15 protein-coding genes are annotated in these 14,640 nt (G+C 56.4%); 4 read left to right on the top strand and 11 right to left on the bottom strand.

Annotated elements, in window-relative coordinates:
• The first annotated feature begins 7 nt into the window (after positions 1–7).
• Entirely contained in the window at positions 8–268 is a 261-nt protein-coding gene (locus MW898_RS01580; protein WP_248903948.1) for a cytochrome C oxidase subunit IV family protein, read from the top strand.
• Between the two features lie 64 nt (positions 269–332).
• Here MW898_RS01580 and MW898_RS01585 read toward each other — a convergent pair whose 3' ends face one another.
• The 6 genes from MW898_RS01585 to MW898_RS01610 form a co-directional block, all read right to left on the bottom strand.
• Positions 333–638, bottom strand: coding sequence for a DUF7410 domain-containing protein (locus MW898_RS01585; RefSeq protein ID WP_248903950.1), 306 nt, complete (start codon positions 636–638; stop codon positions 333–335).
• On the bottom strand, positions 635–2,032 hold the full coding sequence (locus MW898_RS01590; protein WP_248903952.1) for a hypothetical protein: 1,398 nt from the start codon (positions 2,030–2,032) through the stop codon (positions 635–637). The genes MW898_RS01585 and MW898_RS01590 overlap by 4 nt, the downstream gene beginning before the upstream one ends.
• A 6-nt stretch (positions 2,033–2,038) precedes the next feature.
• Positions 2,039–2,518: a hypothetical protein gene (locus tag MW898_RS01595; protein ID WP_248903954.1), complete on the bottom strand. Its 480-nt coding sequence runs from the start codon at positions 2,516–2,518 to the stop codon at positions 2,039–2,041.
• A 127-nt stretch (positions 2,519–2,645) separates the two neighbouring features.
• Complete coding sequence (locus tag MW898_RS01600; RefSeq protein ID WP_248903957.1) at positions 2,646–3,485, bottom strand: alpha/beta fold hydrolase; 840 nt, start codon at positions 3,483–3,485, stop codon at positions 2,646–2,648.
• Between the two features lie 253 nt (positions 3,486–3,738).
• On the bottom strand, positions 3,739–4,314 hold the full coding sequence (locus tag MW898_RS01605; protein WP_248903959.1) for an NUDIX hydrolase: 576 nt from the start codon (positions 4,312–4,314) through the stop codon (positions 3,739–3,741).
• A 146-nt stretch (positions 4,315–4,460) separates the two neighbouring features.
• Positions 4,461–4,874, bottom strand: a complete 414-nt coding sequence (locus tag MW898_RS01610; RefSeq protein ID WP_248909685.1) for an Lrp/AsnC family transcriptional regulator — start codon at positions 4,872–4,874, stop codon at positions 4,461–4,463.
• Positions 4,875–4,982: 108 nt separating this feature from the next.
• Between MW898_RS01610 and carA the strand changes: the two genes are divergently transcribed.
• Positions 4,983–6,044, top strand: coding sequence for a glutamine-hydrolyzing carbamoyl-phosphate synthase small subunit (gene carA / locus MW898_RS01615; protein WP_248903962.1), 1,062 nt, complete (start codon positions 4,983–4,985; stop codon positions 6,042–6,044).
• 115 nt (positions 6,045–6,159) lie between these two features.
• Here the strand turns inward: carA and MW898_RS01620 are convergent, their stop codons facing one another.
• From MW898_RS01620 to MW898_RS01640, 5 genes are all read right to left on the bottom strand, one after another.
• The gene (locus MW898_RS01620) at positions 6,160–6,696 is read right to left on the bottom strand and encodes an HD domain-containing protein (RefSeq protein WP_248903964.1); all 537 of its coding nucleotides are present in this window, start codon (positions 6,694–6,696) and stop codon (positions 6,160–6,162) included.
• A gap of 61 nt (positions 6,697–6,757) precedes the next feature.
• Entirely contained in the window at positions 6,758–10,006 is a 3,249-nt protein-coding gene (carB, locus tag MW898_RS01625; protein WP_248903966.1) for a carbamoyl-phosphate synthase large subunit, read from the bottom strand.
• Positions 10,007–10,108: 102 nt separating this feature from the next.
• Entirely contained in the window at positions 10,109–10,495 is a 387-nt protein-coding gene (locus MW898_RS01630; RefSeq protein WP_248903967.1) for a hypothetical protein, read from the bottom strand.
• Positions 10,496–10,602: 107 nt separating this feature from the next.
• On the bottom strand, positions 10,603–10,824 hold the full coding sequence (locus MW898_RS01635) for a hypothetical protein (protein WP_248903969.1): 222 nt from the start codon (positions 10,822–10,824) through the stop codon (positions 10,603–10,605).
• Positions 10,825–11,088: 264 nt separating this feature from the next.
• Entirely contained in the window at positions 11,089–12,222 is a 1,134-nt protein-coding gene (locus MW898_RS01640) for a thiolase family protein (protein ID WP_368409157.1), read from the bottom strand.
• A gap of 171 nt (positions 12,223–12,393) precedes the next feature.
• Between MW898_RS01640 and MW898_RS01645 the strand changes: the two genes are divergently transcribed.
• Both MW898_RS01645 and MW898_RS01650 read left to right on the top strand, forming a co-directional pair.
• Positions 12,394–13,818: an ATP-binding protein gene (locus MW898_RS01645; protein WP_248903972.1), complete on the top strand. Its 1,425-nt coding sequence runs from the start codon at positions 12,394–12,396 to the stop codon at positions 13,816–13,818.
• Positions 13,818–14,639, top strand: coding sequence for an MBL fold metallo-hydrolase (locus tag MW898_RS01650; RefSeq protein WP_248903974.1), 822 nt, complete (start codon positions 13,818–13,820; stop codon positions 14,637–14,639). Before MW898_RS01645 ends, MW898_RS01650 begins: the two co-directional genes overlap by 1 nt.
• Position 14,640 lies beyond the last annotated feature (1 nt).

Consider the following 14,640-nt stretch of genomic DNA (forward strand, 5'->3'; position numbering starts at 1 on the left):
AACAATAATGACATCAACGAAACTGTACTCAGTGATATACGTCGTCTTGTTCGTGTTCGCAACCGCGCAGGTCGCAATCGAATTCACCAACATCGCCTACTGGGTTGCTGTCACAGCAATCCTAGTGCTGTCGGTGATTAAAGCGGTCGTCGTCGCGGCCTACTATCAACACTTGAAATACGAGCCGCGTTCGATCACGTACGTCATGCTCTCCGGTCTCTTGACGGCGCTTGCACTAACGTTCGCAGCGTCGTACTCGATTACGTGAGTCGGGAGGGAAACGATCGGTCTCATCGACTGCTCAACTTCTCTGTTCAGATTCACACGTTGTATCAGATCCACACGAACACGTAGACGTACGAGAACCCGAAGAAGACGAACACGAGTGCAGCGATCACTTTCAGATGATAGATGAACAGTTCGTCGGATTCTGTCTGGTATACGTCTTCGTACGCCTCGTGTTCGGTTCCGGTCCATTCCGTTTGGTGGACATCACCGATATGGAGCGTACTAAGTTGCTCTGTCGGAAACGGTCGCCCACAGTACGGACAGTGTGTGGCCGGCGTTTCGTCCGGTGGAACGGTCGTTTCTATCTCTGTTGGCTCCAGGTCGCCTTCTCGTGTCGATAGCGGTGTCATATGGGTGTTGTGTATGGTTGGAGAACGATCCACATGCTCGTCACGGTGTACAGGATCATGACGACGATGAGTGGATACTGGCTACGAATCGGTTGCAGTCGCCCCGAAAAGAGTTCGAACGCGGTCGCGTGTGCGACCCAGACGGCAAACAAGTGTCCACAGAGGATGAACAGGAGTTGCAGTTGCCCGAACCAGTCGGGCAACACCAGCACCTGCGGAGTTGGCGGATTGAACGGGTGGATGAGGACGGTCGCAAGCGCAGGTAACAAACTGAGAAAGTATCCGAGATAGTGTGCGAGGTGGTATCCGGCAGCGATCGGGAGCAACGAAATGACGAATCGCTCCTCGATGACGCGCGGTGCGACGTACGACTGTCCCGTCCGTCGTGCGAGCAGTGCCGCCGTTCGATAGACGAGAAGAAACACGACAAAGCCCCCGATCATCGTCCCGGCGTAGACGACTACCGGTGGTATTCCCCATCCGACTATCGCTCGTGCGAGTGCATTCCACGATGGTGTGGCAACAAGTCCGTCGTACGTCGTCGCCCACAACAGCGCGACAACGAACGCTCCCTGTCGGTATACTCCATGCGTGAGCGTGCTGCTCGGCAGTGTGATTTCGAATCCTGTCTCGGTTCGTTGGACGGGAGCCACACGGCCATACCACCGAAAGACCCGAGCAATCGGATCGACGTGCATAAACCACTCGTTCACACCGTACGCCATCGTACCGGCAAGCGTGACGAATGAGTACGCAAGAACCACGTATGCGAGCACTGACGGCGATTCGGCGACTGGACTACTCACTTCGAGCCAAACCAGTCCAAGCAGTCCGACGACACTCGGCCAGACGCCTAATCGACGCGGATACGAACGCGTCCTGCGCTGAGGGAACAGCGATGCGAGCGCTCGCCATGGGTTGACTGCAGGCCACGTGTTTCCAATGAGGTAGACGGACATCGTGTAGCCTGCCCACCAGCCCGCCCAGACGACGAGGATAGCGAAGTTTGACGTGGGAGTTGGTGATCCAAACAGCCCACTCAGCACGATCAGACCGAGGAGCGCGACACTCAGTGTCTGCACTGCACGGACTCCAACGACTCGGATCGTTTCCCACGTGGGAACGGCCTGCTGCCAGTCGTTGATCGAGCGGATCGTTTCGTGATCGGTTATGAGGCTCGTGAGGAGAAACGACGCGCCGACGACACCACCGCCGGTGGAGACCACCAACCAACGAGGAACGCTGACCGGTTCCTGTGAGAGCCGCAGTGAACCAGCGTGTGCTACGACTGGCTCCGTGACGATCAGCACGCCTATCAGACCGACTGCAGTGATACTCGTGACATTAAGGAGTGAAACAACGAGCGAACGGATCGTCGGTATCGCGCGCACCATCGAATCCTACGAACCGAGGAGGAGGTTCACGACGATCACGCCGACACCCAAAAGCCCGAGGAGCCAAATCGCCACACCAGTGGCTTCTGCGCTTTTTCGACCATGGCTTCGGAGTGAAAGATAGATGCCGGAGACGAAATACCCACAGACGAGACCTCCGATGACGATAGCTAGTCCGATCCCAGCCATCTGGGTCCCAATCCCGATCGATGGAAGCGACGACGCGCCAATGAAGAGAACCGAGCCCGCCCCTGCCGCGAGTACGAGTAGAAGAAATCCGATAATCCACGTGGGCGGTATCTCTGATGAGACTGTCTCGGTTGATCGCGCTGAAGGGGTGATATCCGGCAGCTCTGACGCCGTGCTTCGCCCGCCCGACGCTGTGGCTGTCTCGCTTACACTCCTAAGACGAGCGATTACAACGACGATTGCGAGTAGGAACAGGCCCATCAGGAGCGTGCTTACTAGGTAGTTGATCTCAACCATGGCACTATCTGTCGTTGTTATTCAATCCTTATATTTCTACGGTCGGTCGACGAAAGAGTATCGACGGTCCGTCCGACAGATCTCGTGCTGTCAAAACAGAAATAACCGAATCCTTTGTGAGGGTGATCTACTCTCGCACTGCGGGCTGTCCGTTTACGAAATCGAGTACACGCTCATTGAACAAGTCGGGTCGTTCGAGATTCGGCAGATGAGCTGTATCGAGAATAATCGATTTTTCCACGGTTGGAAGCTGCGCGGTCAGTTTCTCGGCAATTGCGAGGATATCCGGGCGGTCCTGATCTCCTATTATGACCAGTACTGGGGCTTCAATTTCATCGAGTCGGGAAACAGCGGACGGCTGTAATTCCTGTTCTAAGTCCTCTCCATTCGGTGCAATCTCATAGCTCTGTAAAAGCATATCACGGAGCAATTTCCGGAGCTCCGGATCGAGTTGATCGAGATCCCGATACGGGCCAGCCAACCACATTTCGGATTCGATTTCAGCTGCACGCTCGTATGCTTCTTGTTCGAACGCAGCCCCGGCTTCTTCCCACCCTTCGAGCGTCTGTCGATCGGTGAACTGATAGCCCTCTACTGCAGCGGCGGCGAGCGATATCGTCTTCACCCGATCCGGATGTTCGAGTGCGAAGTTGAGCGCGACTGCGCCGCCTGCGGACGCCCCGAGTAAATGTGCCGACGCTACGTCGAAGTAATCGAGTAGAGCAGTGAGATCGTGATGGTGAGTGAATGGATCGTCCGGCATATCGGACTGCCCGTGGCCACGTAGATCATACGCGATAACGCGGTGGTGCTGTGCGAACTTCTCGAACTGAGCCTCCCACATTCGACTATCTGCCACTCCTGCGTGGAGGAGTACCAACGGTTCACCGTCACCCGCTGTCCGGTAGTACAGTTGTGTGCCGTTGACAGCGGCAATTCCGGTTTCTGCTGTGTTCTCGTTGGACACTGTCACAGTGTACGTACCATCGTCATGTATATCTAACTGAAATGATGAAATGAAACGAAACTGGAAGAGAGTGCGTCTGTCCAGAGCAGTACGCTGTTCACGAGTCAGTCGGTTTCAAACAGCACGGTGCTACTCCATTGCAGAATACAAGCCTGAACGGAAGGTGTCGGTAGCAACGCACGATTACTCGGGCGACATTATTCTGCCGTCAAGTCCTCAACTATCAACGTTGATTGAGATCACGTCACGACGCTTACTCAAAGTCACGCCGTAACGCGATCTCGAACCACGGGCAGAGTCGGAGTTGACGGTACATCCGAGGATTATCGTGGAGATGCTCGTAGGGGGCCCAGAGGACGCCGCCGACTTCTTCTGGATTAGGGTCAATCGATGTGTCGTTCAGTGTGCATTTAAGCACCGCGCAGACTTCGTATTCAACGCCGTCATTGAGATAGTAGCGCTTGTACTCGAACTTGTCCGTCACGCGGAGGTCATCGTACTGTTCTGGGGCGATGCCCAGTTCCTCTTCGAGGCGCTGTTCGGTCGCTTCGACTTGCGTCTGGTTCTGGAGGGGATGAGAAGCGACAGTACCGTCCCAATGGGTGTCCCAGAGACGTTTATCGGCACTCCGTTGTGCAAGAAGGATGTGTCCGTCACCATCGAACACGAGTGCGGTGAATGCACGGTGCCGTGTGCCGTCACCAGTGTGTGCATCGAGTCGGTTCACGATGTCTAACTCGGTATCGTTTCCATCCACGGCGACGACAGACTGCTTTGCGTTCTCGTGTTGGTTGGTGTCTCCGGAGGCTGAGACATCGTCAGTGCTCATACACCTTCCTTGGTGACACCCCATAAGGACTCTTCGACTTATCTGTCCCTTCTCTGTGGTGCGTTTCTCCAAGGCATGGAACAGCTACTGCTCGTGTCGGTGCGCTCTCTATGCACTCCGTGTCCAACGGTTACCGAGAAAGCAGGTCACCCCAACTGTTCGTTGAGGATCAGTCGTGTTTTCGTGCTCATCACGTCATCGAGACCTCGTGCTTTGGTTATGAGATCGTTCACGCGTCTGGTGTCGGTGGCATCGACGACGAGTACGATATCCTCCTCGCCGCTGACCTGCCAGACGAAATCGACTTCCTTCCATTCGGCCATGCGCTCAGATACCTCAGTCGTGTCGACATCCACTGCAACTCCGATCTCAACCATCGCCTTCACGTTTCCGGTGCGCGTCGAGATTGTGAACCGCTCGATAACGCCGTCGTCGATCAGCCGTTCGACCCGATTGCGCACCGTACCTTCCGAGGTATTGACCGTCGACGCGATCTCGGTGTATGGAGTTCGAGCATCACGTCGAAGAATGTCGAGGATGTCTTGATCCAGGCTGTCCATTTCCATTGAGAATCATGTCTACCACTCCCACCCACTTGGAAATTACGAAAATCGTAATCTAACTTCGAATGACAATGATTAAGTCGTTCCTCGAATACGTACTTCGTAATGACGGACGCCTATGTGGCCCTCGAAGGTGGGCGTGTGGTCGAAGCACGCGCTCGTGCTCCTGGCTGTACACGCGGTGAACTGGTGTTCACGACCGCCTATACGGGGTATGAAGAGAGTCTCACCGATCCTTCGTATGAGGAGCAGGTACTCACGTTCTCCTACCCTCTCATTGGGAACTACGGTGTCCGACCCGAACGATTCGAGTCAGACCGTGTTCATCCACGCGCAGTTGTCGCCCGCGAACTCACCGACGATGTGGCGTCGTGGCTGACCGAAGCAGAAATCCCCGCTATCGATCATCTCGACACACGTGAACTCGTCATCGGAATCCGCGAGGAGGGTGCGATGAAATGTGGCATCGCTGTTGGTGAGGATGTCACCGCAGAAGACGCGCTCGCTGAACTCGATCAGTGTCAAGGGATGAGCGAGCACACGGATATCGGATCGCAAGTTTCGGTGGACGGACAGACATCGTACAACCGTGATGGAGACGGACCGACTGTTGCGCTCATCGACTGTGGTGCAAAGGGGTCGATCATCACCTCGTTGATCGAACGCGATGCGACCGTTCACGTCTTCCCCTACGACGCGACTGAGGACGACATCGCCGAACTGTCTCCGGACGTATTGTTCATCTCGAATGGACCCGGCGATCCGAAGAACTTCGAGGCGGCCGGCGATCTCGTGCAGTCGTACGCGGGGGAGGTGCCGCTTGCCGGTATCTGTCTCGGGCAGCAGGTCATCGCAGAAGCGCTCGGTGGCGACACCGAGAAGATGACCTTCGGTCACCGGGGTGTCAACCAACCCGTCCGTGACCTCCGAACGGAACAAGTCGTCATGACGACACAGAATCACGGCTACACCGTCTCCGAACCCGGTGATCTCGAAGTCACGCAGGTCAATGTCAACGACGGCACCCCAGAGGGTCTCGACAGCGAAGATCTCGGTATTATCACCCGACAGTATCATCCCGAGGCAAATCCCGGTCCCCACGACACGCTCGGATTTTTCGATGATGTGCTGACGATGGCCAAAACAACTGCTCCGACCGCTAATTGATCTCGCTCTCCGACGATTTTCATCGAGTACCGGTCGTACTCGTCCCTATTCTGCTGAACCATCGACTCCAGTCCGGAACGGAGTCTCTGTGGATCGAGACAACTGTCTGAGGAGCTCAGATTTCGTGTGCCGCGCGGATCGCGCTCGCAGCGGTCTCGTCCGCTCGGCGGACGATCTCGGCCTCGATCGTCGCTGGATCGACAGTCGTTCGACTCGTGTGTGAAAGGACGATGTGTGCGATTTCGACGGGAAGTCCGGCTTGTGAGACGACGTGAACGCCGTAATGAGGATGGCCGATCAGCCGTCCGATTTCGGTTTCGTTCATTCCGTCGAACTCATAGAGTTTCGAAACGTCGTGTACCAGTGCGCCCGCGATGACCGTCTCCATCGAGATATCGTATCCCCGATCGATGAACACTTCTGCGAGCGCAATTGCCCCCTGCGTTACGTCTCTCACGTGTGGGACGAGTCGTTCGTCCGGCAGGTTAAGTGTCCGCTGTGCTGGCGGAAACCACGGGAGCGATTCGAGATCATCGATACCATTGTCCTCCATAGCCGTCACCCACGCTTTCCGCACGCCTGCCCGGAGATCATCGCTTTCTATGACTGTGAGTTCGGGAAATGTTCGTTCGATCGTGTTGCTGTCAGTCACGTCTCGAACTGGCGCTATAAGATAAAAAATTCAGCCCCTCTCGTTTGATCCTCGCTCGCGGTCACTCAGATTCAGATTCAGATTCTGATTTTGGTTGTCCCCAGTATTCTTCGCGGGTTGGTCGATCGCCGACGGCCATCACGTCGAGTGGTTCCTCGCTCGCAGTGATGGCATCGAGTGCGGCCTTGGCGCTTGGAATCGTCGAGAAGTACGTTACCGATTCCTCGACGGCGACTTCGAGTGGTCCCCGTTCTCGCGAGACGATGAGGTCGATTTCATCATCGCGGATGGCCTGTTCAAACGCCTCATTGTCTTCGAATTCGACGATGTCGAACCGTTCATCGAAGCCTTCGACAGGGAGATCGACGACGGCTGTTCCTTCGCGTGGAACGGGTTTGCTCGTCGCGTCTTGTGCTTTGTCGTAGGCTTTGCCGAACGAGCGCGCGGTTCCCATGACTTCGCCCGTGGATTTCATTTCCGGACCAAGACGCGGATCGCTCCCCGGCAGGCGGTCGAACGGAAGGACGACTTCCTTGACGCTCGTATACACCGGGACCTGCTCACTGATGTCGAGGTCTGAGAGTGCCTGCCCTGCCATCACTTTCGCAGCGATCTTTGCGATTGGAACGCCGGTCGCCTTCGAGACGAACGGTACAGTGCGCGAAGAGCGTGGATTGGCTTCGAGGACGTACACTTCTTCGTCTTTCACGGCCAGCTGGACGTTCAACAGGCCGACAGTCGACAGCGCGCTTGCGATGTTCTCGACGACCTCGCGTACCCGGCGGTTGACCGACCGCCCGAGCGACCGCGGAGGGATCATACAGGCCGAATCACCGGAGTGAACGCCAGCACTCTCGACGTGTTCCATGATCCCGCCAACGAGAACGCTTTCACCGTCTGAAACCGCATCCACGTCCAATTCGACTGCGTCTTCGAGGAACTCGTCGACGAGAATTGGTTTCTCGGGACTCACGCGAACGGCTTCTCTAATGTACGTCTGCAGCTCGTCGTCGTCGTAGACGACCTGCATTGCCCGGCCACCGAGAACGTACGAGGGACGGACGAGTACCGGATAACCGAGATCGTGGGCGAGATCGAGCGCCTCGCTCTCACTTTGTGCTGTCCCGCCCTCCGGCTGGGCGATCTCCAGTTCGTCCATCAGCACATTAAACCGGTCGCGGTCCTCTGCGAGGTCCATCGCATCGACGGAGGTTCCGAGGATTGTACAATCCAACTCCCGCCGTTCGAGTTCCGCCTCAAGCGGCGTTCCGATATTAACTGATGTCTGGCCCCCGAACTGAACCATCACGCCGTCTGCGCCGGTCTCCTCGATGACGTCGGCAACCTCTTCTGCTGTGATCGGCTCGAAGAACAGTCCATCAGAGGTATCGTAGTCCGTACTAACCGTTTCCGGGTTGTTGTTCACAACGTGCGCTTCGATACCCTGCTCGCGCAGTGCCTGCACCGCGTGCACCGCACAGTAGTCGAACTCGACTCCCTGACCGATGCGAATCGGTCCACCGCCAACGACGACACAGCTCTCAACATTCCGATCGACCTGCACCTCGTTGCGACCGATCGATTGTTCGCTCACCGGATCACGAGCAGAGTAGTAGTACGGCGTCGAAGCAGCGAACTCGCCAGCGCAGGTGTCGACCTGCTTGAACTGACGATCGACCGCGCTTTCTTCGACCTCCGTGACCACCGCATCGGAGATTGAACCACCATCTCCGCCGTCCGCAATCCGAGCTGTCAACTCGTCACCGCTACGTTCGGGTTCGTCTTCTCCGTCGCTTTCGGTAGCGGTCTCACCGTCTTGTTGGTCCGCCTCAGCCAGTGCTGCGACCTGTCGGTTCGTAAAGCCAGTCTCCGCTGCGAGTGTGAAGTCACCGGACTGTGCGGCGTGTGCGGCGTCCGCGATACGCTTGTAGCGTTCGACGTACCATCGTTCGATGTCCGTTAGTGCAACAACCTCCTCGACGGAATAGCCCCGACTGAACGCCTCGAACATCGCATAAGCGCGATCGGGCGTTGGCGCTTCGAGGTAGTCGGTTTTTAAGGTACTATCGTCTACCGTCGTCCAATCGGCGCTCGGTTCGTACTCGCTCGAACGCAGCGCTTTGAGTAGACTCTCTTCGAAGGTGCGGCCGATTGCCATCGCCTCGCCCGTCGATTTCATCGCCGTCCCGAGCGTGAATTCGACATCATCGAACTTATCCTTCGGCCATCGAGGCACTTTCGTCACCACGTAGTCGATGGCTGGCTCGAACGCGGCCGTCGTCTCGCCTGTGATCTCGTTTTCGATCTCGTGTAAGCGCTTTCCAAGCGCGACTTTCGCGGTGACGCGGGCAATCGGATAGCCAGTCGCTTTCGACGCTAGTGCCGAAGAGCGCGAAACGCGTGGATTGACCTCCACAACGCGGTATTCGCCACTCGGTGTTCCGTCATCACGCCACGCGAACTGGATGTTACAGCCGCCCTGAATCCCGAGATCGCGGATGACATCGAGCGCTGCTGTTCGCATCTCCTGATGGCCATCGTCCGGGATGACCTGACTCGGCGTGACCACGACGGACTCACCGGTGTGGATGCCCATCGGGTCGATGTTCTCCATATTGCAGATGATGATGCACGAATCCGAAGCATCCCGCATCACCTCGTATTCGAGTTCGACCCAGCCCGCAATCGACTCAGTAATCTGCACTTCGTGGTTGCGGGACAGTTGGAATCCTTTCCTGACGCGCTCTTTCAGCTCGTCCATCTCTCCGACGACACCGCTTCCGCTCCCACCGAGCGTGTAGGCTGTCCGCATGATGACCGGCAACCCACCGACGGCCTCGACAGCCGCCTCGACCTCATCGATCGATGTAACCGTCTCCGAGCGCGGTACCGGCTGGTTGATCGTCTTCATTCGCTCGCGGAATAGATCGCGGTCTTCCGTTGCGTAGATGGTATCGAGCGGTGTCCCCATGATCTCGACATCGCACTCTTCGAGGACGCCTTGCTCTGCAAGCTCTGCCGTGACGTTCAGTCCCGTCTGTCCACCAAGACCGGCGATGACGCCGTCTGGCTCCTCCTTACGAACGATCTCCTCGATGGCTTCGGTCGTGATCGGCTCGATGTAGACCGCATCGGCCATCTCGGGATCGGTCATGATCGTCGCAGGGTTGGAGTTGACGAGAACGACTCGGGCTCCTTCCTCAGAAAGCGCGCGACATGCTTGTGCACCTGAATAATCGAACTCCGCGGCCTGCCCGATCTGTATCGGACCACTCCCGATGAGCAAAATCGTCCGCTTCTCGTCACTCATTATCCGATAGCATACGTACATCGTAATAAGTCCGGCGGATTTCTACGAAAGACGGAATTGAATTACGAATTTCGGAACGCGCGATACAGGTATTATGATGGCTTACCGCCCGTAGTATCCCCACGCCACACCAGTGAATGCCAGTATTGCCCCACTTGCTCCACCGATGTAGCGTCCGTATGGCATCCCAAGCGACCCTCCGGCCATCGAACCACCAACAGCAGCAACCGTAATCACAGCGAGCAAGAAAATGCCAGCTATCCACTCTGTTGTCAGTTCTCGAACATCCATTGAGTCCGTCTCAGTGCTTACGGTTCCCTGATTCGGAGATGTCGTGTCGGAGAAGAAGCCTTGAACGGCCGCGAACAGGCCGATTAGCAGGCCGAACGTCGTCACCGCGATACTGGCTATTCCCATATTCAAGAAACCGCCATACAGTACCACTAGTATCGCAGCCAGCTCGACGAGTATCGCTTTTTGTACATGCATGTCCGATCTTTCTAAAATATCGGATAAAGTATTTTCTATTAGAGTGGTTACCCGCGTCACTAATCTGATCATCACTCTGCGGTCGGACGAGGATATCTTCGGAACGTTCAGTTGTGCCGGATTCGGTATCGGTAGGGCCGATCGGGAATAACCTCGACCTCTGTCCCGGCGTATCGACCGAGAATCGTGGCGACTTTGTGTGCACTGTCGAACGCTTCCCCGTGCTCATCGAGTAGATCGAGAATTTCGCGCGCGGTCAGTGGCTCGTCCGGCTCGACTTCCAGAAGCACACTACGGATCCGTTCGAACTCACCCCGGCGTAAATGCATACATATATACAGAGACCCAAGCAACATAAATATAATACTTTGTCAGACTCCTTCTTATACGGTCTGAGGGGAAATTAACGGATGGGTGTATTGTAATTCATTCTGGAGAAGACAATTTCCATGTTGAACGCAGCGACACGACCCAACCGACAGCAGTGAGAAAGCATCCATCGACCTTCCTATCCGAAAGAATGATAGACGTATACTAACTGGGGTGAACCAGATCCGCCGTGGCTGTTACCCTTGAGCTTTATTCGTTAGCTATCAGCGACTGAATTCGATCGCTGCGCCCTGTCCGAAGCCGACACATTCGGTCGCAATGCCGCGTTCTGTGTCTTGTTTCTCCATTTCGTGGAGAAGGGTAACGGGGAGCCGAGCACCGCTGGCACCGAGTGGGTGGCCAATGGCGATGGCACCGCCGTTGACGTTGAATTTCTCGTCGTCGATACCAAGTTGGCGCTGACAGTAGACAGTCTGGCTTGCAAAGGCCTCGTTCAGTTCGACGAGTCCGTAATCTTCGATCGATCGTCCGTTGCGTTCGAGCAGCCCTTCGACGGCAGGGACAGGACCGATACCCATGATCGTGGGGTCAACGCCAGCGACGTTGTTGTCGCCAATTTCAGCCAATACCGGGAGTCCGTGATCCTCGGCGAAGCCCTTGCTCGTGATGAGCGTGGCGGCTGCTCCATCAGACACTTGTGAGGCGTTACCCGGCGTAACACTTCCTTCAACTTTGAACACAGTCGGGAGCTCCGCCAGCTTCTCCGCGGTCGTGCCGGGTCGGAGTCCCTCATCCTCTGTGACTGCCCCCTCGTCGGTGTCGATCGGAATAATCTCGTCGTCGAAGCGTCCTTCCTCGGTCGCCTCACAGGCACGCTGTTGGGAGCGAGCGGCGTACTCGTCTTGTGCCTCTCGGGAGATATCAAACTGCTCAGCGACCTCCTCAGCAGTCATGCCCATCTGGAGCATGGCAACGTTGTACGCTTCGTTCATGTTCGGGTGAATGTTCTGGCTGTTCTGACCCATTTTCACCCGTGACATGCTTTCGACGCCGCCGGCGATGATCGCATCGCGCTGGCCAGCACGGATCGCATCGCTCGCGCTGATGATCGACTGCGCTGAAGAAGCACACCATCGGTTAATAGTCGTCCCGGGAACGCTCTCACCGAGATCGGACAACAGCGCGATGACACGCGCGAGATTGTTACCCTGCTCTTCGCGCTGCTGAGCACAGCCCCACATCAGGTCATCGATATCCTCACCCGCTAGCCCCGTCTCGGCGAGGATTTCGTTGATCAGTGGGATCGAAAGATCTTCGCTTCGAACATCGTCAAAGACGCCGCCTTCTTTTCCCTGTGGTGTCCGATACGCCTGCACAACGACTGGTGTCGTATCCACCATACTCCAACATAACGCTTCATTGTGTTAAAATAGGATACTAACAACTCTCTGCGGGCCGTTTCCGGTTCACACCGATTGGGGATTTATTTCCGTGATATACCTAACATATTTTGCGATCGAGACGCACTCCGACGATCTTATACGCACGCCACGACAACTGTTTGGGGAATGACTGGCCCGGCGCTTGACGTCATCGAATTCATGCTTACGGCCCGCGTCTACAACGAGGATCTCGACTGTGACCCGGGCGATCTCCCACCGTCGTATCGTCGTGCGTTCTGGCGCACAAACGCCGATTCAGAGGAGTCGGCCGACGATTCGAACAGCGACAGTGGGCGTCGTACGAATGCCCCTGGTAGTATCCAACGACCATTGACGGTGACAACGACAAGAATATCGGAGGCGACAGGGCTTTCGCACCCATGGGATGCTGTCTCCGATTTGATGTTCACACAACGAAAGGAGTTCACCGGCGAGGTGTCGTTTACTGACGCTGAATTGGCCGAACAGTGGTATCTCAAACGAACCAACGCTGAGCGGCTCATGACGAACCCGACGCTCGTGGCGCATTTTGAAGACGAGGTAGAGGATGTCGAGTACGAAGCCGCTCGCGCGATGAACCGACCGATCCACGCCGATCGCGTGTGGATCGATAGCCTTCTCGAGCAGGTGTTCGACGAAGAGGACGAGGAGATGCTCGATCTCGTCGAGGTGCGCGCGCCCGAAGAGATGGAGATGACGCTCGACGATCTCGTCCTCACGTCCGGTCAGGAGGCAGAAATACAGAAGATCGTGAAAGCAATTGAGCACCGCGAGTATCTCGCAGAGATCGGTCTCCGCGAGATTGGCAAGCTCCTGTTTGTTGGTCCACCGGGGACTGGGAAAACGTCGATCGCGCGAGCACTTGCACACGGACTCGATCTACCGTTCGTCGAGGTGAAGCTCTCGATGATCACGAGCCAGTATCTCGGCGAGACGGCGAAAAACGTGGACAAAGCGTTCGAGGTGGCAAAACGGCTTGCACCGTGTATCTTCTTCATGGATGAGTTCGACTTCGTCGCAAAAACGCGAGCGAGCGACGAACACGCCGCGATCAAGCGTGCCGTGAACACGCTGCTCAAGTCCATCGACGAAGTCAGCCTCGTCCGTGACGATGTGCTCCTCATCGGTGCGACAAACCACCCCGACCAACTCGATGCAGCGGCGTGGCGGCGTTTCGATGAGATCGTCAACTTCCCGAAACCAGACGAGCCGATGCGTGCAGACATCCTTCGGGTCATCACCCGGAAGATGAAAATCGATGACTTCAACCCCGAACGAATCGCCAGCGAGACCGAAGGACTGACCGGGAGTGACCTTCGACTCGTGCTCCGAGAAGCCGTCCTCGATGCGCTTACCGAAGAACGAACCACCCTGACCCAAGACGACCTCTTGGCAGCCGTCGATGGCTTCGAAGAACGGGATAATCTCAAGAATATGGATATGATCAACGGCGATCCCGACGCTCTCATCGCTGGCTCCGGCGCAACAGACGGTGGCCACGAGCGAGGCAACGATCACAGCCACGACCACGATCACGATCACGATCACTGATGCGGGTTACGCTGCTCGGTACTGGTGATACCACGGGGACGCCTACCCCTGGTTGTAGCTGCGACACCTGTGAGGCAGCTGTTGACCGGGATATCGAGCGCACTCGGTTCTCCGTTCACATCGAGAACGAGCGCACGGGTGAGTCGTTTCTCGTCGATATGAGTCCCGACGCTCGATACCAACTGCTCCGTGATAGCGTGTCGCTGCCGGACGAGGTCATCATCACGCATATCCACTTTGATCACCTCGACGGTCTCGGCAACGCGTACCGACTGCTCGATTCGCTTCCGGTGCATGCTGCTGCTGCTGTCGACCCTCAAACTGGCGAGAGTGTCGCGGAAACGATAGCACAGAAATACGATTATCTCGATCAACTCGATGTACACCCACAGCAGCCGTTCGAACCGTTCGAGATCTGTGGTGTAACTGCCACGCTCGTTCCGGTTGAGCATCCACCACTTGCGTGTTATGGGCTGGCAATTGAGGACGAGACGGGTGCGAAGCTGTCTATCACTGGAGATACGAACTTCGCAGTTCCCGACGCCTCACGCGACGTACTGTCGGACGCTGATCTGCTACTTGCAGATGCTATTGTCCCAGCGCGTCTCTGTAAACACCATCCGCTTGGCGGGACACACGAAAATGAAGCGGGAGTCCCGCGCACGTTCGGAACGAAACATATGACAACCGAGGGGGCACTTTCGCTCGCAGCAGAACTAAACGCAGCGCAGACGCGACTCGTGCACGTCTCTCATTTCCCGACGCCAGAGGAAGCGTTCGGCGAGCACACTGCTGTCGACGGAGAACAGTACATTCTCTGAT

The organism is Halocatena marina (genome assembly GCF_023276375.1).
Classification (GTDB): domain Archaea; phylum Halobacteriota; class Halobacteria; order Halobacteriales; family Haloarculaceae; genus Halocatena; species Halocatena marina.

Bases quoted from the DNA above. Each gene is read 5' to 3' on its own strand.
- MW898_RS01580 (WP_248903948.1), top strand. From the start codon at position 8: ATGACATCAACGAAACTGTACTCAGTGATATACGTCGTCTTGTTCGTG.
- MW898_RS01585 (WP_248903950.1), bottom strand. From the start codon at position 638: ATGACACCGCTATCGACACGAGAAGGCGACCTGGAGCCAACAGAGATA.
- MW898_RS01590 (WP_248903952.1), bottom strand. From the start codon at position 2,032: ATGGTGCGCGCGATACCGACGATCCGTTCGCTCGTTGTTTCACTCCTT.
- MW898_RS01595 (WP_248903954.1), bottom strand. From the start codon at position 2,518: ATGGTTGAGATCAACTACCTAGTAAGCACGCTCCTGATGGGCCTGTTC.
- MW898_RS01605 (WP_248903959.1), bottom strand. From the start codon at position 4,314: ATGAGCACTGACGATGTCTCAGCCTCCGGAGACACCAACCAACACGAG.
- MW898_RS01610 (WP_248909685.1), bottom strand. From the start codon at position 4,874: ATGGACAGCCTGGATCAAGACATCCTCGACATTCTTCGACGTGATGCT.
- carA (WP_248903962.1), top strand. From the start codon at position 4,983: ATGACGGACGCCTATGTGGCCCTCGAAGGTGGGCGTGTGGTCGAAGCA.
- carB (WP_248903966.1), bottom strand. From the start codon at position 10,006: ATGAGTGACGAGAAGCGGACGATTTTGCTCATCGGGAGTGGTCCGATA.
- MW898_RS01630 (WP_248903967.1), bottom strand. From the start codon at position 10,495: ATGCATGTACAAAAAGCGATACTCGTCGAGCTGGCTGCGATACTAGTG.
- MW898_RS01635 (WP_248903969.1), bottom strand. From the start codon at position 10,824: ATGCATTTACGCCGGGGTGAGTTCGAACGGATCCGTAGTGTGCTTCTG.
- MW898_RS01645 (WP_248903972.1), top strand. From the start codon at position 12,394: ATGACTGGCCCGGCGCTTGACGTCATCGAATTCATGCTTACGGCCCGC.
- MW898_RS01650 (WP_248903974.1), top strand. From the start codon at position 13,818: ATGCGGGTTACGCTGCTCGGTACTGGTGATACCACGGGGACGCCTACC.